General features: G+C 55.6%; 15 protein-coding genes and 7 pseudogenes. 9 read left to right on the top strand and 13 right to left on the bottom strand.

The genetic code is table 11. From position 1 onward, the window contains the following. The first annotated feature begins 54 nt into the window (after positions 1–54). From wcaK to AC6I8M_RS14700, 7 genes and pseudogenes are all read left to right on the top strand, one after another. A pseudogene (gene wcaK, locus AC6I8M_RS14730) lies at positions 55–1,317 on the top strand (colanic acid biosynthesis pyruvyl transferase WcaK). A gap of 3 nt (positions 1,318–1,320) precedes the next feature. Continuing rightward, positions 1,321–2,545, top strand: a pseudogene (locus tag AC6I8M_RS14725) (glycosyltransferase). Continuing rightward, complete coding sequence (locus AC6I8M_RS14720) at positions 2,542–3,876, top strand: MOP flippase family protein (RefSeq protein WP_010618363.1); 1,335 nt, start codon at positions 2,542–2,544, stop codon at positions 3,874–3,876. Before AC6I8M_RS14725 ends, AC6I8M_RS14720 begins: the two are co-directional and overlap by 4 nt. 525 nt (positions 3,877–4,401) lie before the next feature. Then, a complete protein-coding gene (gene galF / locus AC6I8M_RS14715) occupies positions 4,402–5,298 on the top strand; it encodes a UTP--glucose-1-phosphate uridylyltransferase GalF (protein ID WP_010618364.1) in 897 nt (298 codons plus the stop codon). A gap of 45 nt (positions 5,299–5,343) precedes the next feature. Continuing rightward, complete coding sequence (gene galE, locus AC6I8M_RS14710; protein WP_010618365.1) at positions 5,344–6,357, top strand: UDP-glucose 4-epimerase GalE; 1,014 nt, start codon at positions 5,344–5,346, stop codon at positions 6,355–6,357. Positions 6,358–6,876: 519 nt separating this feature from the next. After that, positions 6,877–8,292 (top strand): annotated as a pseudogene (locus tag AC6I8M_RS14705) (mannose-1-phosphate guanylyltransferase/mannose-6-phosphate isomerase). A 14-nt stretch (positions 8,293–8,306) separates the two neighbouring features. Further along, positions 8,307–8,570, top strand: a pseudogene (locus AC6I8M_RS14700) (phosphomannomutase CpsG); the annotation flags it as partial. Between the two features lie 8 nt (positions 8,571–8,578). Here AC6I8M_RS14700 and AC6I8M_RS14695 read toward each other — a convergent pair. Continuing rightward, a pseudogene (locus AC6I8M_RS14695) lies at positions 8,579–9,275 on the bottom strand (IS5 family transposase). 8 nt (positions 9,276–9,283) lie between these two features. On the opposite strand from AC6I8M_RS14695, the gene AC6I8M_RS14690 reads away from it, so the two are divergent. Both AC6I8M_RS14690 and gnd read left to right on the top strand, forming a co-directional pair. Next, positions 9,284–9,898, top strand: a complete 615-nt coding sequence (locus tag AC6I8M_RS14690) for a glycosyltransferase (protein ID WP_022549377.1) — start codon at positions 9,284–9,286, stop codon at positions 9,896–9,898. A gap of 133 nt (positions 9,899–10,031) precedes the next feature. Next, positions 10,032–11,441, top strand: coding sequence for an NADP-dependent phosphogluconate dehydrogenase (gene gnd / locus AC6I8M_RS14685; RefSeq protein ID WP_010617678.1), 1,410 nt, complete (start codon positions 10,032–10,034; stop codon positions 11,439–11,441). 34 nt (positions 11,442–11,475) lie between these two features. On the opposite strand, the pseudogene AC6I8M_RS14680 reads toward gnd, so the two are convergent. The 12 genes and pseudogenes from AC6I8M_RS14680 to hisD all read right to left on the bottom strand — a co-directional run bounded on the left by AC6I8M_RS14680 (position 11,476) and on the right by hisD (position 21,925). Next, a pseudogene (locus tag AC6I8M_RS14680) lies at positions 11,476–12,592 on the bottom strand (succinylglutamate desuccinylase/aspartoacylase family protein). 119 nt (positions 12,593–12,711) lie between these two features. Beyond that, positions 12,712–13,503, bottom strand: coding sequence for an ABC transporter substrate-binding protein (locus AC6I8M_RS14675; protein WP_058948867.1), 792 nt, complete (start codon positions 13,501–13,503; stop codon positions 12,712–12,714). A 66-nt stretch (positions 13,504–13,569) separates the two neighbouring features. Then, the gene (locus tag AC6I8M_RS14670) at positions 13,570–14,046 is read right to left on the bottom strand and encodes a YbaK/prolyl-tRNA synthetase associated domain-containing protein (RefSeq protein ID WP_010617676.1); all 477 of its coding nucleotides are present in this window, start codon (positions 14,044–14,046) and stop codon (positions 13,570–13,572) included. Further along, complete coding sequence (locus tag AC6I8M_RS14665; RefSeq protein WP_010617675.1) at positions 14,033–14,359, bottom strand: helix-turn-helix domain-containing protein; 327 nt, start codon at positions 14,357–14,359, stop codon at positions 14,033–14,035. The genes AC6I8M_RS14670 and AC6I8M_RS14665 overlap by 14 nt, the downstream gene beginning before the upstream one ends. After that, a pseudogene (locus AC6I8M_RS14660) lies at positions 14,356–15,673 on the bottom strand (type II toxin-antitoxin system HipA family toxin). The gene AC6I8M_RS14665 and the pseudogene AC6I8M_RS14660 overlap by 4 nt, the downstream one beginning before the upstream one ends. Positions 15,674–15,790: 117 nt before the next feature. After that, positions 15,791–16,402: a bifunctional phosphoribosyl-AMP cyclohydrolase/phosphoribosyl-ATP diphosphatase HisIE gene (gene hisIE, locus AC6I8M_RS14655; RefSeq protein WP_010617674.1), complete on the bottom strand. Its 612-nt coding sequence runs from the start codon at positions 16,400–16,402 to the stop codon at positions 15,791–15,793. Beyond that, positions 16,396–17,172, bottom strand: a complete 777-nt coding sequence (gene hisF / locus AC6I8M_RS14650) for an imidazole glycerol phosphate synthase subunit HisF (RefSeq protein WP_010617673.1) — start codon at positions 17,170–17,172, stop codon at positions 16,396–16,398. The genes hisIE and hisF overlap by 7 nt, the downstream gene beginning before the upstream one ends. Then, positions 17,154–17,891, bottom strand: coding sequence for a 1-(5-phosphoribosyl)-5-[(5-phosphoribosylamino)methylideneamino]imidazole-4-carboxamide isomerase (hisA, locus tag AC6I8M_RS14645; RefSeq protein ID WP_010617672.1), 738 nt, complete (start codon positions 17,889–17,891; stop codon positions 17,154–17,156). The genes hisF and hisA overlap by 19 nt, the downstream gene beginning before the upstream one ends. After that, positions 17,891–18,481 carry an imidazole glycerol phosphate synthase subunit HisH gene (hisH, locus tag AC6I8M_RS14640; RefSeq protein WP_010617671.1) on the bottom strand — a complete coding sequence of 197 codons (591 nt, stop codon included), beginning with the start codon at positions 18,479–18,481 and terminating at the stop codon, positions 17,891–17,893. Before hisH ends, hisA begins: the two co-directional genes overlap by 1 nt. Next, entirely contained in the window at positions 18,481–19,548 is a 1,068-nt protein-coding gene (gene hisB, locus AC6I8M_RS14635) for a bifunctional histidinol-phosphatase/imidazoleglycerol-phosphate dehydratase HisB (RefSeq protein ID WP_010617670.1), read from the bottom strand. The genes hisH and hisB overlap by 1 nt, the downstream gene beginning before the upstream one ends. Then, on the bottom strand, positions 19,545–20,621 hold the full coding sequence (gene hisC, locus AC6I8M_RS14630; protein WP_010617669.1) for a histidinol-phosphate transaminase: 1,077 nt from the start codon (positions 20,619–20,621) through the stop codon (positions 19,545–19,547). The genes hisB and hisC overlap by 4 nt, the downstream gene beginning before the upstream one ends. Further along, positions 20,618–21,925 (bottom strand): histidinol dehydrogenase, encoded by a 1,308-nt coding sequence (hisD, locus tag AC6I8M_RS14625; protein WP_022549369.1) that lies wholly within the window; start codon positions 21,923–21,925, stop codon positions 20,618–20,620. The genes hisC and hisD overlap by 4 nt, the downstream gene beginning before the upstream one ends.

Below are 21,925 nucleotides of genomic sequence, written 5' to 3'. Positions count from 1 at the left end.
CCAGTGTGGAACTGGCGGCTTGTAAAAAATTACAAAAATTTATCTGGAGTTTTTATGAAGATTTTATTGGTGGGTAACCATACCTGTGGAAATCGTGGGGATGGCGCGATTTTACGTGGACTGATTGATACATTGCAGGCCGCGCGTGGGGATCTGAATATCGATGTCATCAGCCGCTATCCAACCAGCTCTGGATATTTACTGCAGCAGCACATCCAGCAGGATTCGCTGTTTCTGCACAACAGTAAGGCGCCAAAAGGGCTGGTCAGCAGCCTGAAGCGCAAAGTCGCCAACCGTCTGATGCCGGACATCATGATGGCGCACCTCGGCAAAGGTGGCGTGTATAAATCCTTTTCGGTGCCGCCGCATCTGACGGAATTCACCCGCAGCCTGGCGAAATATGACGCCATCATTCAGGTCAGCGGCTCGTTCTTCGTCGATCTGTACGGCGTCACCTAGTTCGATCACGCGCTGTGCGCACTGATGGCGAAGAAGCCGCTGCACATGATCGGTCACTCGGTGGGCCCGTTCGAAAACCCGCGCGTCAATGCGCTGGCAAACTTTGTTTTTGACCGCGTCGACAGCCTGGTGCTGCGCGAAGAGGTCAGCCTCGATCGCCTGAAGCAGGATGGCGTGACCACCAGCCGGGTGAAGAAGGGCGTTGATACCGCATTCCTGGTGCAGGCGCGCGAGGTGGCGAATCCCAGCCACAACCTGTTGCACTGGCAGAACATCATCCAGTCGCGCAAAACCATCGCCATCACCGTGCGTGAGCTGGCACCGTTCGACAAACGTCTTGGCGTCACGCAGAAAGAGTACGAAGCCGCGTTTGGCCGGGTAATCAATGCCATGATTGCCGAAGGCTATCAGGTGGTGGCGTTCTCCACCTGTACCGGCATCGACAGCTATGCCAAAGATGACCGTATGGTGGCGCTGACGCTGCGCGACCACGTTGAGCAGCCGGAGCACTACCATGTGATCATGGACGAGTTCAACGACCTGGAGCTCGGCATCCTGCTCAGCCACTGCCATCTCACCATCGGCACGCGCCTGCACTCGGCAATCATCTCCATGAACTTCGACACGCCAGCCGTGGCCATCAACTACGAGCACAAATCGCTCGGTGTGATGAACCAGTTGGGTCTGCCGCAGATGGCCACCGACGTGCAGAGCCTGATGGACGGCTCGCTGATCGACAAAGTGCAGACGGTGCTGGCGGATTACGACAACGTGAAGCAAAAAGTGAACACCGCGGTGGCGCAGGAGCGTGAAATCGGCAACCGCATCACCGAAGAAATTCTCAACGTCCTGGGGTAAGTGATGAAGCTAACCTTTTTCACCATGCGTTTTCCGGTTGCCTCTGAGACGTTTGTCCTCAATCAGGTGACGCATTTCATCGATGCCGGCTATGACGTCGAGATCATCTCGGTGTTTCCGGGCGACATGATCAACCGTCATGCCGCGTTCGATGAGTACAATCTGGCGGCGAAAACCCACTATCTGCTGCCGGAAGAGAAGGTATCAAACCTCGACAAACTGACCCAGCGCATCGGGGCTGATGCTGCCGAAAATCGCCAAACCGGCGCTGCTGAAGTCGCTTAACTTTGGCCGCTACGGTGCGCAGGCGAAAAAACTGCTGCTGCCGGCCATTGTCGCAAACGCCCGGCAGACCTTTACCGCTGATGTGTTCCTGGTGCACTTCGGTTATGCCGGTGCGCTGGCGAATAAACTGCGCGAGCTGGGGGTGCTGAAGGGCAAGCAGGCGACGGTTTTCCACGGCGCTGACATCTCGCGTCGCCACATTCTCGAAGAGCACACGCTGGATTACGTCAACCTGTTCAGACAGAGCAAACTGATGCTGCCCATCAGCCATCTGTGGGAGAACAAGCTGATTGAGATGGGCTGTCCGCGCGAGAAAGTGCATGTCACGCGCATGGGCATTGAGCCGGAGAAGTTTAACTTCCAGCCGCGCGACGCGTTCCACAAACCGCTGCGCATCGTTTCGGTGGCGCGTCTGACCGAGAAAAAAGGGCTGGACGTGGCGGTGAAAGCCAGTGAAATCCTGCGCGATAACGGCGGTCAGTTCCAGTTCACCATCATTGGTAACGACGAGCAGGAAGGCATGATGCGCGAGCACATTGCGCGTGCCGGTCTGGAAGACATGGTGACCATGCCGGACTTCAAGCCGCAGGAGGAGATTCGTCAGGCGCTGAGTGAGGCCGACATCTTCCTGCTGTCGTCGAAAACCGCCGCCGATGGCGATATGGAAGGCATTCCGGTGGCGCTGATGGAAGCGATGGCGATCGGCCTGCCGGTGGTGTCCACCTACCACAGCGGCATCCCGGAGCTGATTCAGAATAACGTCAGCGGCTGGCTGGTGTCGGAAAATGATGCCGACGAGCTGGCGGACACGCTGCTGCGCCTGTCGCGCGGCGACGTTGACGTTGCACCGGTGGTGGCCGCGGCGCGCCATAAAGTGGAAACCGAGTTCAATCAGCACATCGCTTACGGTGAGCTGGCGAAAATTCTGGAGCGCATGGTGTGAGTGGATTAAAAAAACAGGCGGTGTGGCTGTTTGGCAGCACCTGCTTTGCCGCGTTGCTGCAGATGCTGCACTTGGCGGTGCTGGCGTGCAAGCTGGAAGCGCACGAGCTGGGTTTGCTAGCGATCATCAACGCCATTCTGGCGGTGGCCACCGTGCTGCAGGACATGGGCATGAGCAGCTACATCGTGCATCGTCAGGAGATTACACGTCGTGAGCAGAGCACCATTTACTGGGTAAACGTCTCGCTGAGTTTCTGCACCGGTTTAATCATGCTGGCCATCGCCTGGCCGGTGGCGTGGTTCTACCATCTGCCGGAGCTGACGGCGCTGATTATGCTCACCAGCCTCAACTTCCTCGTGCTCGGTCACCTGTCGCAGTATCAGGCGCACTATGTGAAAACCAAACGCATGGTGACGCTGGCGAAGATTGAGATGGGCACCAAGCTGTTTGCCTTCCTGTGTACGGTGGCGATGCTCTATTTCACCTCACTGACGGTAGCGGCGGCGATTCTCGGGCTGTTCATCAACGCCTTCACGCGCATTCTCTGCATGATCTACTTTGGCGAGAAGTCGTGGCGGCCAACGTGGGAGTTCGACGGCAAAACCTTTGTCAACGCGGTGCGTTACGGTATCTATCAGCTGGGTTCGCAGACCATCAACCAGCTGCGTACCCAGGCAGATGCGCTGATCGTCGGTAAAGTGATGGGTGCCGAGATGCTGGGGATTTACTCACTGGCGAAAGAGCTGATTCTGCAACCGCTGAAGCTGGTGTCGCCGGTGATTAACCGCCTGGCGCTGCCGCGCTTCGCCGAGAAGCAGCACGATCCCGAGCAGCTGAAAAAACTGTTCCTCAAAGGCACCTTCGTCATCATGCTGTTCAGCAGTGCGATGTACCTGGCGATTGGTATTCTCTCACCGGTGATAGTGCGTGTGCTGTATGGCGCTTCGCACGAGCAGGTGTATCACCTGATTCCGCTGATGCTGCTGTTCGGTATGCTGCGCCCGATGGGCGGCCTGACCGGCGCGATCTCCCAGGCGAACGGACGCACCAACGTCGAGTTCTACTGGAATATCGTCGCCAGCTTGGTCGTGGTGGTGGTGCTGGCCACCACATGGATCTGGCCGAACGTGATTCATGTGGCGCTGACGCTGTCGATTTCACAGGTGCTGATCTCCGCCTTCGCGCATCCTTTTTTCATCAAACCGGTGATTGGCATCCGCTTTATGCCGTATGCGCGCCAGTGGGTGTCGGTGGTGTTTGTCGGCCTGATGCTGCTGGTGAATCATTTCAACCTGTTCGTGATGCCCGAGTGGTTTGAGGGCTGGCTGTAAGCGGATATGACGGGGGCGGTCGTTAGCAGTGACAACACGTTTGTCAGTTAAGCTCTGAAACCGTTCAGCAACCGTTGCATTTTTGGTAGCGGCGCAATTTATTGCGCGATAAATCGCGCCGCTACGAATTTTATGCGATTTGTATTTGCTGTTACTGAACGGCATTACGCTATTTTGCGACCAGACCCTCACGCCAACGGTCAAAATAACGTCCTTAATCGCCGCCAGCCTTTTCTGCTGTGTCCCACATCTGCGCCCTCAATGATGTTCCCGCATTGCCGGCTTAACCGCTCAAAAATCACTGGCCTCACCGGTCATCGCCCTGCACTCTGCCTTCCGCTGTTTTTCAGCCATTTAGTCGCTTTTTTTTACCGCCTCATTGCCGGGTGGCAGATGGACTTTTTGACGATTTTTTATGTGTTGACAGAGAGTTAGTGCCGGTTTTTCAGATAAAGATTATACTTGCTCAACCGGCCGATCCTGCATAATCGACCCCACGTATTCACTTCATGAAATGGAATAAATATGACCAAGCTTAACGCAGTAATCCCGGTTGCGGGTCTCGGTATGCATATGCTCCCTGCGACTAAAGCCATTCCGAAAGAGATGCTGCCTATCGTCGATAAACCAATGATTCAGTACATTGTCGACGAGTGCGTGGCGGCGGGCATCAAGGAGATTGTGCTGGTCACCCATGCTTCCAAAAATGCAGTGGAAAACCACTTCGATACCACCTACGAGCTGGAAGCGCTGCTTGAAGCGCGCGTGAAACGTCAGCTGCTGAGCGAAGTGCAGTCAATCTGTCCGCCGGGCGTGACTATCATGAACGTGCGTCAGGCGAACCCGCTGGGTCTTGGCCACTCGGTACTGTGCGCCCGTCCGATGATTGGCGACAACCCATTTGTGGTGGTACTGCCAGACGTGCTGCTGGATGACTCCACCGCTGACCACCTGCGTTATAACCTTGCCGCGATGGTGGCACGCTTCGAAGAGACCGGCCGCAGCCAGGTTCTGGCGAAACACATGCCGGGCGAAGACCTGTCTGAATATGGCGTGCTGACCACCGAGCAGCCGCTGGATAACCCGGGCGATATCAGCACCATCACCAACTTCGTGGAAAAACCCGAGCATCCGTCCGAGCTGAACTCAGACCTGACCGCCGTGGGCCGTTACGTGCTTTCTGCGGATATCTGGGGTGAACTGGAGCGCACGGAGCCAGGTGCCTGGGGCCGTATCCCGCTGACCGATGCCATCGCCTCCCTGAGCCAGAAAAAACCGATTGATGCCCAGCTGCTGACCGGCACCAGTTTCGACTGCGGCCGTAAACTCGGCTACATGCAGGCCTTCGTCTCTTACGGTCTGCGCAACAACACCCAAGGCCGCGATTTCCGCGAAGCGATCCAAAAAATTCTGGCAAAATAATCTCTTTCCCCGCCGCGCAGGTTGCGCGGTTTTAAAGGAGTACACATGGCTATTTTGGTAACGGGCGGAGCAGGGTACATCGGCTCCCATACGGTGCTGGCGCTGTTAGAGCGCGGCGACGACGTTGTAGTCCTAGATAACCTTTGCAATGCCTCGCGCGAAGCAATCAATCGTGTTGAGAAGCTGGCCGGTAAGAAAGCGGTATTCGTTGAAGGTGACATCCGCGACCGCGCCTGCCTGCGCGATCTGTTTGCCAGCAATGACATCTCGGCCGTCATCCACTTCGCCGCGCTGAAGGCGGTGGGCGAATCCACGCGCATGCCGCTGGAATATTACGAGAACAATGTCGTCGGGACCGTGGTGCTGCTGGAAGAGATGCGCGCCGCTGGCGTGTGGAACTTTATCTTCAGCTCATCCGCCACCGTGTATGGCGCTGACGCACCGGTTCCATACGTCGAAACGACGCCGATTGGTGGCACCACCAGTCCGTACGGCACCTCCAAGCTGATGATTGAGTTCGTGATGCGCGACTTCGCCAAAGCCGAGCCGAACTTCAAAGCCATCGCGCTGCGCTACTTCAACCCGGTCGGCGCGCATGAATCCGGTGAGATTGGCGAAGACCCAACCGGTATTCCGAACAACCTGCTGCCGTACATTGCGCAGGTGGCGATTGGGCGTCTGGACAAGCTGGACGTGTTTGGCGATGACTACGCTACGCCAGATGGCACCTGCCAGCGCGACTACATTCACGTCGTCGACCTGGCGGAAGGGCACCTGAAAGCGCTGGATCACCTGCCAAAAGTTGAAGGCTACAAAGCTTACAACCTCGGCGGCGGCAAAGGCTTCTCAGTGCTGGAGATGATCAAGGCGTTTGAGCAGGCGTCCGGTAAACAGATTCAGTCCGAGTTCAAGCCACGCCGCGACGGCGATCTGCCAGCGTTCTGGGCGGATGCCAGCCTAGCCAACAAAGAGCTCGACTGGCGCGTCACGCGCGGTATCGATGCGATGATGCGCGATACCTGGAACTGGCAGTCGAAGAATCCGAATGGGTTTAAGTGATTAAGCAGGTAATGAGTAAAAACCCGGCATATGCCGGGTTTTTTTATGTGCAAATAATTTACTTTGGTGTTTTTTTGGTCAGGCATTCATTTGCGGGATACAGAAAAATCCTAATCAGCGCCAGACCAATGCATCAACTTCACAACTCATCATATTGATTTAGTGAAACCCCGCTGCAGCCTTTCATTCTGCGAATCGCCAGCTATATTCTTTCCGACTCAGTAGCTTGCAGTTAACCGCAACGATGAAAAGAAATTAAGATTCGCCGCGTCGGCATCAGACAATAACCATGTTAATTCGGCAGCACAAAATGTATTATTTGCGATGGTCTCAGACAAAGCGGTTGATGCTGCAATATTGACCATAATTAGCCGAGACGGAAAGCACAGGATTGACTTGTTACACAGCATATTGATTGCTGAAAGCCAAGGGCGGTAGCGTGGCTATTTTTTGTTTTGCTGAAAAATTGTCCCGCTGGAAATGATAGAGCAGTCTAAAAGACACATTAGAGGTTGTGGAATGTTACTTCCCGTAATCATGGCCGGAGGAACCGGCAGTCGTTTGTGGCCCCTTTCACGTGAATTGTATCCAAAGCAGTTCATCAGCTTGCATGGACAGCACTCGATGCTGCAGGAGACTGTCAACCGCCTGACCGGTGTCGAAGCGCGAGCTCCGCTGGTCATCTGCAACGAAGAGCACCGTTTCCTCGCGGCTGAACAGCTTCGTCAGATCAACAAACTTTCCCATAACATCATCCTTGAGCCGGTTGGTCGCAACACGGCGCCGGCGATTGCTCTGGCAGCGATTAACTCGATTGAGCAAGGCGATGATCCGGTGCTGTTAGTGTTAGCCGCCGACCATGTCATTGAGAACCGTGCGGCATTCCACCAGACCATCACCACCGCAACGAAATATGCCAAGCAGGGACATCTGGTCACCTTCGGCATCGTGCCAACCGGAACTGAAACCGGTTACGGCTATATTCATCGCGGTGAGCAGCTGGCGGGTGATGAACATGCGCCGTTTAGAGTGCAGCGTTTTGTTGAAAAGCCGAATCTGAAAACGGCTCAGGATTATCTGAGCTTCCGGTGAATATTACTGGAACAGCGGGATGTTTATGTTCCGCGCTAAACGTTATCTGCAGGAACTGGAAAAATTCCGTCCTGATATTCTTGATGCCTGCCGCCGTGCGATGGCGAACGTGGCAGAAGGTAACGACTTCATTAGCATTGATAAAGACGATTCATTGCCTGCCCTGATGAGTCAGTTGATTATGCCGTGATGGAGCAAACGGACGCAGCTGTCGTGGTGCCGCTGGATGCGGGCTGGAGCGATGTCGGATCCTGGTCCGCGCTGTGGGAAGTCAATGAAAAAGATGCAGCCGGTAACTCGCTGAAAGGCGATACCTTCCTGCACAACACTAAAAATTGCTACATCAACAGCGAAGATCAGTTAGTGGCAGCTATCGGCGTGGAAAATCTGGTGATTGTTAACACCAAAGATGCTGTGCTGGTGGCGCGAAAAGATCAGGTTCAGGACGTCAAACGTGTAGTGGAGTTCCTTAAGAGCGAATGCCGTACGGAATATCGCCGTCATCGTGAAACTTACTGGCCATGGGGACGCTGCGATCTGGTAGTAAATACCGGCCGTTTCAACGTGAACCGCATTACGGTAAAGCCGGGCGAATCATTTGAATTACAGATGCATTATCATCGAACTGAGCACTGGGTGATTTTATCCGGCACTGCCAAAGTGACTATTCAGGATAAAACCTTATTGCTGACGGAAAACCAATCGACCTTTATTCCTATTGGCCATCAGCATACTTTAGAAAATCTAGGCAAGATTCCGTTAGAGCTGCTGGAAATTCAGTCAGGCTCCTATCTGGGCGGTGACGACTTAATTCTGATTAAAGAACAATTTGCAAGTAAGTAAGGACAGACGAGATCATGGCAGCATTGACCTGTTTTAAAGCTTATGACATTCGCGGTGAGCTTGGCGCGGAATTAAATGAAGAAATTGCATATCGTATTGGCCGCGCTTATGGCGAATTTTTAAAGCCGGAAACGATTGTTGTGGGCGGCGATGTTCGGCTGACCAGCGAAAGCCTGAAAATGGCCCTGGCCAATGGTTTAATGGATGCGGGTACCAATGTACTTGATATCGGCTTAAGCGGCACGGAAGAGATTTATTTAGCCACCTTCCATTTAGGCTGTGTCCCTTAATTACATAACCTTTTGTAAAACAGCCGGATGCATCCCAGTTTCACCATCGCCAGATAATTCCTCGCCGTTTTGTCATAACGTGTGGCAATGCGGCGGTATTCTTTTGTCCGGAGTAGGCTTTGTCAGCCAGCACTGCATGGCCACGACGCTTCATGCTGCCGTTCCGGCGCTGAACACCAATACCGTCCAGAAGACGTTGTGCAAACTGGCTTTCGTGAGCCTGACCGGGACTCAGTACGATATTTAACGGCAGACCGCTTCCGTCTGTCGCCAGATGGATTTTGGTGCCAAAACCACCGCGAGAGCGACCCAGCCCATTATCTCCGGCGATATCGGAATGTTTTTTTGCGCCCCGGCGGCGCACCTGAGTGCCCGGATATTGCTGCCATCCAGCGCAGTTGCGGACCAGTCAGCGAGACCATGAGCATCAAGAGAAGAAAGTAACCTGTTGAAAATAATGTTAATCACTCCCGATTTAGACCATCGATTAAAACGGTTATAAACGGTCTTCCATGGGCCATATCGCTCAGGCAAATAGCGCCATGGTGCGCCTGAACACAGCACCCAGAACATGCCGTTGATGATCATACGATGTTCAGCCCATGGACGTCCGGCCCGTGGTGTTGCTGGTTCAGCAGGTAATAAGGGCTGGATGATAGTCCATGCTTCATCGGGAAGGTCGTAGCGAGTCATAGTTCAGTGTGTTGTGGAAACAGGTAGTTACTATATCTCAGGTGATTAAGGGACACAGCCTAGAAAAGTGGTCCCAGCGATTCCCTAACGGCTTTTTTCTTTTCATTGGGACCTTTCGTTACTATGAAGGACTTCACATACTCATCGATGCTGTCGCTGGTAGTGATTATCCTGTCGTCATTGTTGGTGCGGGACCCATTGAATCTGAACTGAAAGCGCAAGCCCAATCGTTGGGTATCGACAATATTAATTTCCTTGGTGCATTACAGGATGACGATAAATCTGCGTTATTACAGCTTTGCTCTTGCTTAGTCTTTCCTTCACATCTTCGTTCAGAAGCTTTTGGTATTTCTTTGCTTGAAGGGGCTTTGTACTCAAAACCGCTGATTTCAAGCGAAATTGGAACCGGGACTACTTTCATCAACATTGACGGTCTTACCGGTCTGGTTGTCCCGCCTTCAGACCCCAGGGCTTTACGCAAAGCTATGGATGAGATCTGGTTCAACCCAGAGAAGGCTCGTACCTTTGGCCAAGCTGCTCAACAACGATTCAAAAAACTTTTTACAGCGGACAATATGATTGAAAGTTATGCAAGTTTGTATATGTCTCTGTTAAATAAGTAAATTTCATCATTCGCTGCATTTCTCAAAAAGCATCAATAATTACCTCTTATCACCTCTCATGAGTTAAAATATTGGTCACTTACTGAATGGTGTTACTGGTAATACCTAGCGAGACCACAGACAGGAGTATGTAATGTCCAAGCAACAGATCGGCGTTGTAGGTATGGCCGTGATGGGGCGTAACCTTGCTCTTAACATCGAAAGCCGCGGTTACACAGTCTCAATCTTTAACCGTTCACGTGAAAAGACTGATGAAGTTATCGCTGAAAATCAGGGCAAAAAACTTGCTCCTTATTACTCCGTGGAAGAGTTTGTCGAGTCGTTAGAAAAACCCCGCCGCATCCTTCTGATGGTACAGGCAGGCGAAGCGACAGACAAAACCATCGCTTCACTGACGCCACACCTTGATAAGGGCGACATCCTGATTGATGGTGGTAACACCTTCTATAAAGACACTATCCGTCGTAATAAAGAACTGTCTGATCAGGGCTTCAACTTCATCGGTACCGGTGTTTCCGGCGGCGAAGAGGGCGCACTGAAAGGCCCATCGATCATGCCTGGCGGTCAGAAAGAAGCGTATAAACTGGTAGCGCCAATTCTGGATAAAATTGCTGCGCGTGCAGAAGATGGTGAAGCTTGCGTTACTTACATCGGTCCGGACGGTGCAGGCCACTACGTTAAGATGGTGCACAACGGTATCGAGTATGGCGATATGCAGCTGATCGCAGAAGCTTATGCGTTACTGAAAGGTGCGCTAGGTCTGAACAACGAAAAGCTGGCTAAAACCTTCACTGACTGGAACAACGGTGAGCTGAGCAGCTACCTGATCGACATCACCAAAGATATCTTCACCAAGAAAGATGAAGACGGTAAATACCTGGTTGATGTGATTCTGGATGAGGCAGCCAACAAAGGTACCGGTAAATGGACCAGCCAGAGCTCCCTAGATCTTGGCGAGCCACTTTCTCTGATCACTGAGTCTGTGTTCGCACGTTACCTCTCTTCACTCAAGTCACAGCGTGTTGCAGCTTCTAAAGTGCTGAGCGGCCCTCAGGCGCAAGCCTTCACCGGTGACAAAGCTGAGTTCATTGAGAAAGTGCGCCGTGCGCTGTATCTGGGTAAAATCGTTTCTTATGCTCAGGGCTTCTCTCAGCTGCGTGCGGCTTCAGAAGAGAACAACTGGGATCTGCATTACGGTGAAATTGCCAAGATCTTCCGTGCTGGATGCATCATCCGTGCACAGTTCCTGCAGAAAATTACTGATGCATATGCGACCGATGCTAACATCGCTAACCTGCTGCTGGATCCATACTTCAAAAACATCGCTGATGAATATCAGCAGGCGCTCCGTGATGTTGTCTCTTACGCCATTCAGAACGGTATACCAACGCCAACCTTCTCAGCGGCAATTGCATACTACGATAGCTATCGCTCAGAAGTGCTGCCTGCGAATCTGATTCAGGCTCAGCGTGATTATTTCGGTGCGCACACTTATAAGCGCATCGATAAAGATGGTGTGTTCCACACTGAGTGGCTGAACTAATTGTATAAAGGCTTCCTTCGGGAAGCCTTTTTTCTTACACCACCAGCAACTCCCCCTTACGTCCCGCATTTTCCCCTCGCCAGTCTCACCACTAGCATTCCGGCCGTGACAAACTTGGTCAGATTCCGTGCATACAGCACGCCGCCAAACTCAGCGACCAGCGGTGTTACGTAGTCATTGATCGGGTCGACAATCTCCGCCACCACTTCGCCCGCTTTAATCCACTCGCCTAACTTTCTGCGGTTCAGCAGCAGTCCGGAGTGAGGCGCGTGGATGTACTCACAGCCCGCCAGTTGAGTTGGCGCATGGATCAGGGCAGGGGAGTCTCCGGTTTCTCCGGCAATATATCCCCCTTCAATCAGCGCATTGATAATCGCATCCGCATCTTTCTCCGCCTGTTCCGGCGACACATCGGCTACGCCGCGCAGTTCCAGCGTCACCGGCAGCAGGCCGCGCGGCATTGGGTAGTCCTTGCCAAAACGCCCAGCCAGCGTTAGCCAGGGTTCGCAGCAGGCCTCATCAAAGGGCTCTCCGCCGGAGATCTGCGCCAGTAGCTGCACTTCACTGCCGAGCCAGCGTGCCAGCGGCTCAATCTCAGACCAGGCGTGCGGTGTGGTGTAAAGATGCGGCAAGGCATCCCAGTCGCAGTGCAGGTCAATCATCAGATCTGCCTAGCTGGCTATGCGCATCAGGGTAAAGCGCTGGGCCTCCAGTTCGCTTTTGGCGATGCGATCGCGGTAGTGACGGTCGATGGCGTCGCGAATCAGTCGTTTGTTTTCATATTCACTCTGTGTCAGCGAGCCCGCGAGTTCTGCCGCCAGCGTATCGCCCAGCGCCGGGAAGCGACGGTAAAAATCCTGACCAGAAAGAGTATGAAAACGTCCGAGGTGAGTGCCATGCCAGTGCTGACCCAGTGCGAGCGGATTTGCGACCGGCACCAAAGTGATTTTGGCTTTTAGCTTGCCCGCCGACTCCAGCGCCAGCAGCTTCTGCTTGAGATACCACGCCACCGCCATGCCCGGCAGCTCATCGCCGTGCAGCGCCGCCTGAATATACACCCGCTGCTGTGAGTCGGTGCCGAAGTGGAAGCTGACAATTTCCCGCTGGGTGCCCAGCGTCACGCTTAACAAAGGGTGATGTTGTTGTTGCATAACGCAGTCGATGTCCTGTGTCTGGGGCACGCTCGTGGCCGCGCCGGATGAAATTGATGAAGGGAATTATAGTTCTGCTGGAAAAAGGGCGGCAAATGCGCCGCCCAATCGATCACTGCTTAATAAGAGATATCCGTCGCAAAATACCTCTTCTGCAAGGTATCAAAGGTACCGTTCTTTTTGATCTCCGCGAAGGTGTTGTCCAGCGCGGTTTTTAATTCGGTGTCGCCTTTGCGCAGGCCAATGGCGGTGCCGGGGCCGATAATCGGATCCTGCACAATCGGGCCAGCCAGTTCAAAATCTTTGCCCTGCGGATGTTTCAGGAAGCCGTTTGCGGCCTGTGCGGCATCGGTGAACACCACGTCAAGACGTCCGGAAATCAGGTCGCTCTCAACCTGTGCCTGATCGCCATACGGCACCACGTTCACGCCGTGCGGCTGCCATTTCGCCAGCGCGTAGCGCTCCTGCACGGTGCCCTGTTCCACGCCCACTGTTTTGCCTTTCAGCGATTCCGCGGTTGGCAGCAGGCCGGAGCCTTTACGCGCAATCAGCTGGGTGTGGGTATCATACAGCGGCACGGTGAAGTCGATCTGCTTCAGACGCTCTTCGGTGATGCCCATATCCGACAGGATGGCGTCAAACTTACGTGCCTTCAGCGCCGGGATCATGCCGTCGAACTGGCTCTCGACCCAGACGCATTTGGCCTGCATCTGCGCGCACAGCGCATTGCCGAGGTCGATGTCAAACCCGACCAGCTTGCCCTGCGGTGTTTTGGATTCAAAAGGGGGATAGGTAGGATCAACGGCGAAACGCACCTGATCGATTTTTGCCTGAGCGCCGAACGCGCAGCCTGTCAGCACAGCCAGTGCCAGCGTCTGACGCAGACGGGCGATAAAACGGGAACTTGCCATAGTTGCGGTCTTCTTTTGTCGTGATGATAAGTCATCGAGAGTACCGCTCAGCGTGGTGTATGGCAATTAGAGTATTATTTTCATCACGTTACCATTATGCAGTGCGCGGTAATCCTCCACCTGCAGTACCACCGACGTCTCCAGCAGCCCGGCGTTAAAGGCAATTTCGTCGTAGCGCTCGAACAGCAGCGGGTCCACTACCAGCTGTAAATCCGCGTGAAAGCTAAACGGCGGAATCGCGCCAAATACGCAGCCGGTCAGCGCATCCACTCCAGCCGGCGAGGCCAGCGAGGCGCGACGGCCACCCACGGCGGCTGCCACTTTACTCAGGTCGGCCTGCTGGTCGGCTGGCAGCACCGCCAGCACATGCTGTTTGATGCCGTTGCCCTTGACGTGACACACCAGCGCTTTGGCACCTTGTCCCACTTCCGTCCCACGGATAGCGGCCACGGCTTCACATTTACCGGTCGCTTCATGTTCCATGAGCCGATAGCGGGCATTGTGCTGATCAAGCAGGGCGATGAGTTTTTCATGGGTGGTCATGGGATGCTCCCTGTTGAGCCAGCTGCGCTAGCAGCGTTTGCCGCATATGAGACTGTTGTGGCAACAAACCAATTTCCAGCCCCAGCGGCTTAAAAGCGCGATTCAGCGTTACGCTCTCTTTATCCTGCTCGATATCCGACAATGTGCGCCGACTAATACCAGCCAGCGCGGCATAGCGCTCTTGGGAAAACCCCAGCACCTGCTTGCGTAGTTGCATGAGTAACTGGCCTTGAGTGGATTTTTCTTCAATCGACTGACGTAACAACGCCAGCAATAGCGCTTCACGTTCAAACGGCGTCATGGTCTTCGTCATAATCTCCATCCTGCAATCCGCTCATCCAGATAATTGAATCCGATGCCGGGCATTTCAAGGATCGACGTGGGAACGCCGCGGTGCGCCAGGCGCGCCTTAAGGCCGATGAGCTTTTGTGTTAGCGTACGCAGTTCATCCAGTAACCTTTTCTCAGAAACCAGATGGCTCAGATGCTGTGCAATCAGATGCCAGTTGTAATGACCGCCTTCCTCATACGGTGAGCCCCATTGTGTAGTGCGAACCACACCTTTAGGATCGGCTTTCATGGGAGCAAAATCGTATACCGGAGCAAGCACATACCTGTCGGTTTTTTCAGAATGGCGCTGTTACGGCCATGGTTATCAGAGTTGCCAAAGGCAATGTTCAGCATGTCGCGCTTAACCCATTCAATGACCAGCGCTTCGCGTCTCGCCTGAGGCAAATTCAGCTTCTCCGTCAGGCAGTGAATGATGTCAAAATGATTAAGATAGCTTCCCGGCACTTTTTGCATCAGTGAATAAATTGATTCCAGTCCATATAGCACTTTTCTGTTTTCAACAAACGCTATATCAAATCGTGGTAGCCATCGCGATGGGTAACGTGTGCCTTCGCACAACAGCATTTGCCGGGTATCAATGGTGTCAATGCCCAGCGTCTGAAGTTCGTGATAAAAGTGATACTCGGCGCGCAGGATATCGCAATCAATCGGGCTGCGGGCCCCACACGCGGATATTTGACCAGATAAGGCGTATCCTGATTCAGTGGATCGTCCTGCCAAGTATCTATCCACACTTCCTGCTTAGCATTGTGGCGTAACAATAATTTTGGCGCTTCGCCACCCGCACCAGTTGCACCACCGCTGGCCGCGCCCATCTGCTACGCGTATTAAAGAAAATCACTATCGCGTTCAATCGCCCATTCGGCGGAAAAACGCCGGGTCTGTAATGTGCTGTTAGCGGGGAGCAGCGGCAGAGACTCTTTGATACGCAGGTTGCCTACCGGCGCAATGGTACCCGCCTTGAGCCGCGCATAGTCCTGCTCGCCAGGTGATTTACCTTGCAGGGCCAAATTAGTGATCCAATAACGGCGGCTGGCACCAGCCGGGATAATGTCATCCAGAAAACCAAACCAAGGCTAAGCAAAATGACTGTCAATTAGCATGACAGGATAATTCAGGCTACAACTGGCGATATCGTTGCGGTCAAGGTGCTCAATTGCATAGGTAAAGTCGTATCCCAGCAGGGCTTGGCTGTCACGGCCACGCTGCGGCGCTTTTATCTCAAGCTGAGCGGCATCGTGCCAAGTCCCATCAAGATAGAGTTGTAAGGTCAGCATGGCCAAAACCCATTTAGCAGTATGTTGTTCAATTTTAGCTGAATCAGATTTTTTTGAGAAGTATGCTGCTCAAAATTGAGCCAAAAAGTCAGTTTTGAGCAGCATGGCGCACAATCGCTACTTATGGCGTGCGCGCAGGTTGTTGATGATGGTGCTGAGATCCAGCTCCTGATCCTGCAGCAGCACCAGCAGATGGTACAGCAGGTCAGAGGCTTCGTTGGTCAGTTCGTGGCGGTCATTGACGGTAGCGGCCAGCGCGGTCTCAACACCTTCTTCTCCCACCTTCTGTGCGATGCGCTTGGTGCCGCTGGCGTACAGCTTCGCCGTATAGGAGCTGGCGGGATCGGCACTTTTACGCGAGGCCAGCAACTGCTCCAGCTGATACAGGAACGTCCAGTCGGGTGCGGCAGGCGAAAAGCAGCTCGAGGTACCGAGATGGCAGGTGGGGCCAATCGGATTGGCCAGCACCAGCAGCGTGTCGTTATCGCAATCTGGCGTAATGCTAACCACTTTGAGGAAGTGGTCCGAAGTTTCGCCTTTGGTCCATAAACGGTTTTTGGTGCGGGAGAAGAAGGTGACATTGCCGTCGGCCAGCGTCTTGTGCAGCGCGTCCTCGTTCATGTAACCGTGCATCAGCACTTCGCCGGAGACGTTGTGCTGGACGATGACGGGCATCATGCCCGCGGTTTTGGCCCAGTCCAGTCTGGACAGTTGCTCTGCAGTTAACACGCGCGAATCTCCACACCGTTGTCGATCAGAAAGTTTTTCAACTCGCCGATATTGATAATTTGTTTGTGAAACACCGAAGCCGCCAGCGCGCCGTCGACGTTTGCCTGCTCAAAGGCTTCGAGGAAGTGCGCCATGGTCCCTGCGCCACCGGAGGCGATCAGCGGCACCTTACACAGGTCACACACCTTCTTCAGCTGCACCAGGTCGTAGCCGTTACGCACGCCGTCTTGGTTCATCATATTCAGTACGATTTCGCCAGCGCCCAGCTTCTGCACTTCCTCTACCCAGTCGAGTGTTTCCCACTGGGTAACGCGGGTGCGCGCTTCGTCGCCGGTGTACTGATTGACGTGATACTTGCCGCTGGCTTCATCAAACCAGGTATCAATGCCGACCACGATGCACTGCACGCCGAAGCGATCCGCCAGCCGGGTAATCAGCGTCGGATCGGCCAGCGCGGGTGAGTTGATGGAGATCTTATCTGCGCCAAACTGCAGAATGCGCGCCGCATCTTCCGGGGTTTTGATGCCCCCGGCGACGCAGAACGGAATGTCGATCACTTCCGCCACGCGCGATACCCAGCTTTTATCCACCACGCGGCCGTCGGAAGAGGCGGTGATATCGTAAAACACCAGTTCGTCAGCGCCTTCCTGGGCATAGCGCTGCGCCAGCGGTACGATGTCGCCAATAATTTCGTGGTTGCGGAACTGCACGCCTTTCACTACTTGCCCGTCACGCACGTCCAGACAGGGGATTATCCGTTTTGCCAGCATGCAATTGCCTCCGCTACTGTAAATTTATCTTCCAGCAGGGCGCGACCGACAATCACCCCCTGTGCACCGCTGCCGCGCAGGGCAGCGATATTGTCCAGTGAACCGATGCCGCCGGAAGACTGGAACGCGATGTCCGGAAACGCCCGGGACACTTCCTGATACAGCGCTACATTGGAACCGCTCAGCGTGCCGTCGCGCGAAATGTCGGTGCACAGCACATGTTTCAGGCCCACCGGCTGATACCAGCCAATCACCTCTTCCAGCGTCACGCCTGCCGCTTCCTGCCAGCCGCTGATCGCCACTTCTTTGCGATTGCTGGCGTCAATGCGCACATCGAGCGCCAGCACAATGGCGTCGGCACCGAATTCGCTGAACCAGCTTTTCACTTCTTCCGGCTGCTTCACTGCGGTGGAGCCAACCACCACGCGCGTGGCGCCGGCTGCCAGCAGGGCGGCCACATCGTCACGATGACGAATACCGCCGCCAACCTGCACCGGCACGCTGACGCCGCGTAATAAGGTGGTGAGTAGCGGGATCTGGCGCTTTGCCGGATCTTTCGCCCCGGTCAAATCTACCAAATGTAACACTTCCGCGCCCTGGCGTTCATAATCCTGCAGGCGCGGCAGGGGATCGTTGCCGTAATCGCGCTGCTGGCCGTAGTCGCCCTGATGCAGGCGCACCACTTTGCCGTCGATCAAATCTAATGCGGGGATAATCATCACATCTCTAGGAAGTTTTTCAGCAGCTGCGCGCCGGCTTTACCCGAGCGCTCCGGGTGGAACTGCACGCCGAAGAAGTTATCTTTCTGCAGGGCGGCGGTGAACGGCAGGCCATAGTCGCACTGGGCGATGGTGGCGGCATTCACCGGCATGGCGTAGCTGTGCACAAAGTAGAAGTAGCTGCCGTCCGGAATGTTGCGGAACAGGTGATTGCCGGCCTGCGCGGTGATCTGGTTCCAGCCCATGTGTGGCAGCGGTAAACCTTGGGTATCCATCAGGGACACCGGCTCATCGACGATGCCCAGCGTGCTGACGCCGCCGTTCTCATCACTGCCGCGTCCGAGCAGCTGCATGCCGAGACAGATGCCGAGCACCGGCTGAGTGCAGGCTTTCACCAGCTCGATCAGCTCGCGCTCCTGCAGCTGGTCCATCGCCGCCCGCGCGGTACCGACGCCGGGCAGAAACAGTTTGTCGGCGCGCAGCACCACGTCCGGATCGCGGCTCACTGCGGGCGTGTAGCCGAGGCGCTCAATCGCCCACTTAACCGAAGAGAGGTTGGCGCAGCCGGTATCAAGAATCACCACGTTCATTATAGCACTCCTTTCGAGCTCAGCAGGGTGTTGCCCTCAACGCGAATCGCCTGACGCAGCGTGCGACCAAAGGCTTTGAACAGGCTTTCCACGCGGTGATGATCATTGCGGCCTTTGGTTTTCAGGTGCAGCGTGCTCATCATGGCGTACGACAGCGAGCGGAAGAAGTGCTCGACCATTTCGGTGCTCAGGTCGCCAACGCGCTGGTAGCTGAACTCGGCTTTGTATTCGAGGTGCGGACGGCCGGAGATATCCAGCGCGCAGCGCGCGAGGCACTCATCCATCGGCAGCACGAAGCCGAAGCGGCCGATGCCGCGCTTGTCGCCCAGCGCCTTCAGCAGCGCTTCGCCCAGCGCCAGGCCGGTATCTTCTACCGTGTGGTGATCGTCGATATACAGGTCGCCTTTTACCTCAATGTTCATGCGGAAGCCGCCGTGCACGGCGATCTGATCCAGCATGTGATCGAAGAAGCCGACGCCGGTGTTGATTTTGCTGCCGCCTTCGCGATCCAGCCACACTTCAACTTTAATCTGCGTCTCTTTAGTGTTGCGGTTCACCAGCGCGTGACGATCACGTTTGGTCAGGCGCGCCTGAATCGCGTCCCAGTCTTCGCCTTCCGCACCGTAGCGCAGCCCCTGAATGCCCATGTTCTGCGCCAGCTGGATGTCGGTCAGACGGTCGCCAATCACATAGCTGTTGGCGGTATCCAGCGCGCCGTCGGCCAGCCAGGCTTCGACCATTTTGGTCTTTGGCTTGCGGCAGTCGCAGTTCTCTTCCGGCAGGTGCGGGCAGATCAGGATGTCGCTGAAGTTCACGCCCTGTGAGCGCAGGATCTGCATCATCAGGTTGTGCGGGCCGTCAAAATCGTCCTGCGGGAAGCGCTCAGTGCCCAGTCCGTCCTGGTTGGTGATCATCACCAGCTGATGACCCGCCTCCTGCAGCGCCAGCAGGGCCGGGATGGCGTTCTTCTCAAACGCCAGCTTCTCCATACGGTCAACCTGAAAATCAGTCGGCGGCTCAGAGATGAGGGTGCCATCGCGGTCGATAAAAAGGATCTTCTGACTCATGCTTGCTCCACAGATAAGGCTTGCAGCGCGGCGATCAGGCGCTCGCACTCTTCACGGGTGCCGATGGAGATGCGCAGACATCCCGCCAGGCTAGGGTTTTTGTTTTGGTCGCGCAGAATAATGCCCTGATCCCATAGCGTTTTAAACACTTTTGGCGAGTCGGTGAAGCGCGCCAGAATGTAGTTGGTCTCGCTCGGGAAGACCTGCTGCACTACGCTGAGCTGCGACAGCTGTTCGCACAGCCAGGCGCGGTTGTCGTTGAGCTGCTGTGCGTGCTGACGCATCAGCGCGATGCCTTGCTCGCTCAGCGCCTGTGCCGCCACGTCGGCCACCGGCGTCGCCAGCGGGTAAGGTGCAATTACCTTCAGCAGCAGATCGATCACCGGCTTGTTGGCCAGCGTAAAGCCGCAGCGCAGGCCAGCCAGCGCAAAGGCTTTCGACAGCGTGCGCAGAATCACCAGGTGCGGGAACTCGTGCAGCCAGCCGGCCAGCGTTGCTGTCGGGCAGAACTCGATATAGGCTTCGTCGGCGACCACCAGCGCTTTGCCGGCGGTCATCGCCAGCAGCTGGCGGATGTCATCCTGATCAATCAGATTGCCGGTCGGGTTGTTCGGGCTGCACATGTACACCACTTTCACGCCGTCCAGCTGGTCAGCGATGGCGGGCAGATTGAGCTGCCAGTTGTCCGGTGCCGGCACCGTGCGGTACTCAATACCGATGGTTTCGGCGCTGACGCTGTACATGCCGTAGGTCGGCGGGCAGAACAGAATGGCGTCTTTGCCCGGCTCGCAGAAGGCGCGCATCAGCAGCTCAATCCCTTCATCCGCCCCGCGGCTCACCAGCACCTGCTCCGGCTGGACGCCGGCATAGGCGGCATAGCGCGAAATGACTAATTTTGGCTGGCACTCCGGATAGCGGTTCAGCGTCTGCTGCGACAGTTCAAACGGCACCGGCAGCGGAAACTCGTTCGCGTTCAGCCATACGTCACCGTTGCCACCGAGGCGACGAGCAGACTGATAGGGCGTCAGCGCGCGCACGTTGGCGCGGGCTAAATCTTCAACGTTGTTGCTCATGCTTGCTCCTTCAGGGCGGCGACGCGCAGGGTCACGGCATTTTTGTGCGCGTCCAGCTGTTCCGCGGCGGCGAGGGTTTCAATGGTGGCGGCCAGGTTGAGGAAGCCCTGCGGCGTCAGCTCCTGTACCGTCATGCGTTTCTGGAAATCGGCCAGCCCAAGGCTGGAGCAGGTCGCGGTGTAGCCATAGGTCGGCAGCACGTGATTGGTGCCGGAGGCATAATCACCGGCGGATTCCGGCGACCAGTCGCCGAGGAACACCGAACCGGCGCTGGTGATCTCTTCAACCAGCGCGCGCGGCTGGCGCGTCTGGATAATCAGGTGCTCCGGGCCGTACTGATTGGAGATTTCCACGCACTGCGCAAGATCCTGCGCCACAATCAGGCGGCTGCTCTCCAGCGCCTGACGGGCTGTGGCGGCACGCGGCAGCTGCGCCAGCTGTTGTTCAACCGCCAGCGCCACGCCTTCGGCCAGCTGCAGTGAAGGCGTCAGCAGGATCACCTGGGAATCCGGACCGTGTTCGGCCTGTGACAGCAAATCTGAGGCGACAAACGCCGGCGTCGCGCCTTCGTCCGCAATCACCAGCACTTCAGACGGACCGGCAGGCATGTCGATCGCCGCGCCGTCAAGACGCTGGCTGACCTGGCGTTTCGCTTCGGTCACGTAGGCGTTACCCGGGCCAAAAATCTTGTCCACTTTCGGTACGCTTTCTGTGCCGAAGGCGAGGGCGGCAATCGCCTGCGCGCCGCCGACCTGAAACACTTCCTGCACGCCGCACAGCTGCGCCGCGTACAGAATTTCATCGGCAATCGGCGGCGGCGAGCACAGTACCACGCGGCCGCAGCCGGCGATGCGCGCCGGCGTTGCCAGCATCAGCACGGTGGAGAACAGCGGTGCCGAGCCGCTAGGAATATACAGGCCGACCGACTTCACCGGACGGGTGATTTGCTGGCAGCGCACGCCCGGCTGGGTTTCCACGTCCACCGGCGGCAGAATCTGCGAATTGTGGAAGGTTTCGATATTCGCCATGGCGTCTGCCATCGCCTGCTTTAAGCTGTCGCTCAGCCGCTCGCCGGCCGCCTGCATCTCAGCGGCAGACACGCGCAGATTCTCCACCTGGGCTTTGTCGAAGCGCGCGCTAAACGCCCGCAGCGCAGCGTCGCCTTGCTGTTTCACCTGCACCAGCACGTCCTGCACGGTGGCGCTGATGCTGGCCGATGCCGAGATTGCCGGACGCTGCAGCAGTGCCTGCTGCTGTTCGGCACTGCACGCCTGCCAGTCGATAGGTTGCATGATTGCGCTCAT

Source organism: Type-A symbiont of Plautia stali (assembly GCF_059731155.1).
Note: the sequence above shows the minus strand (reverse complement) of the source record. Positions and strands in the feature narration are given on the sequence as shown.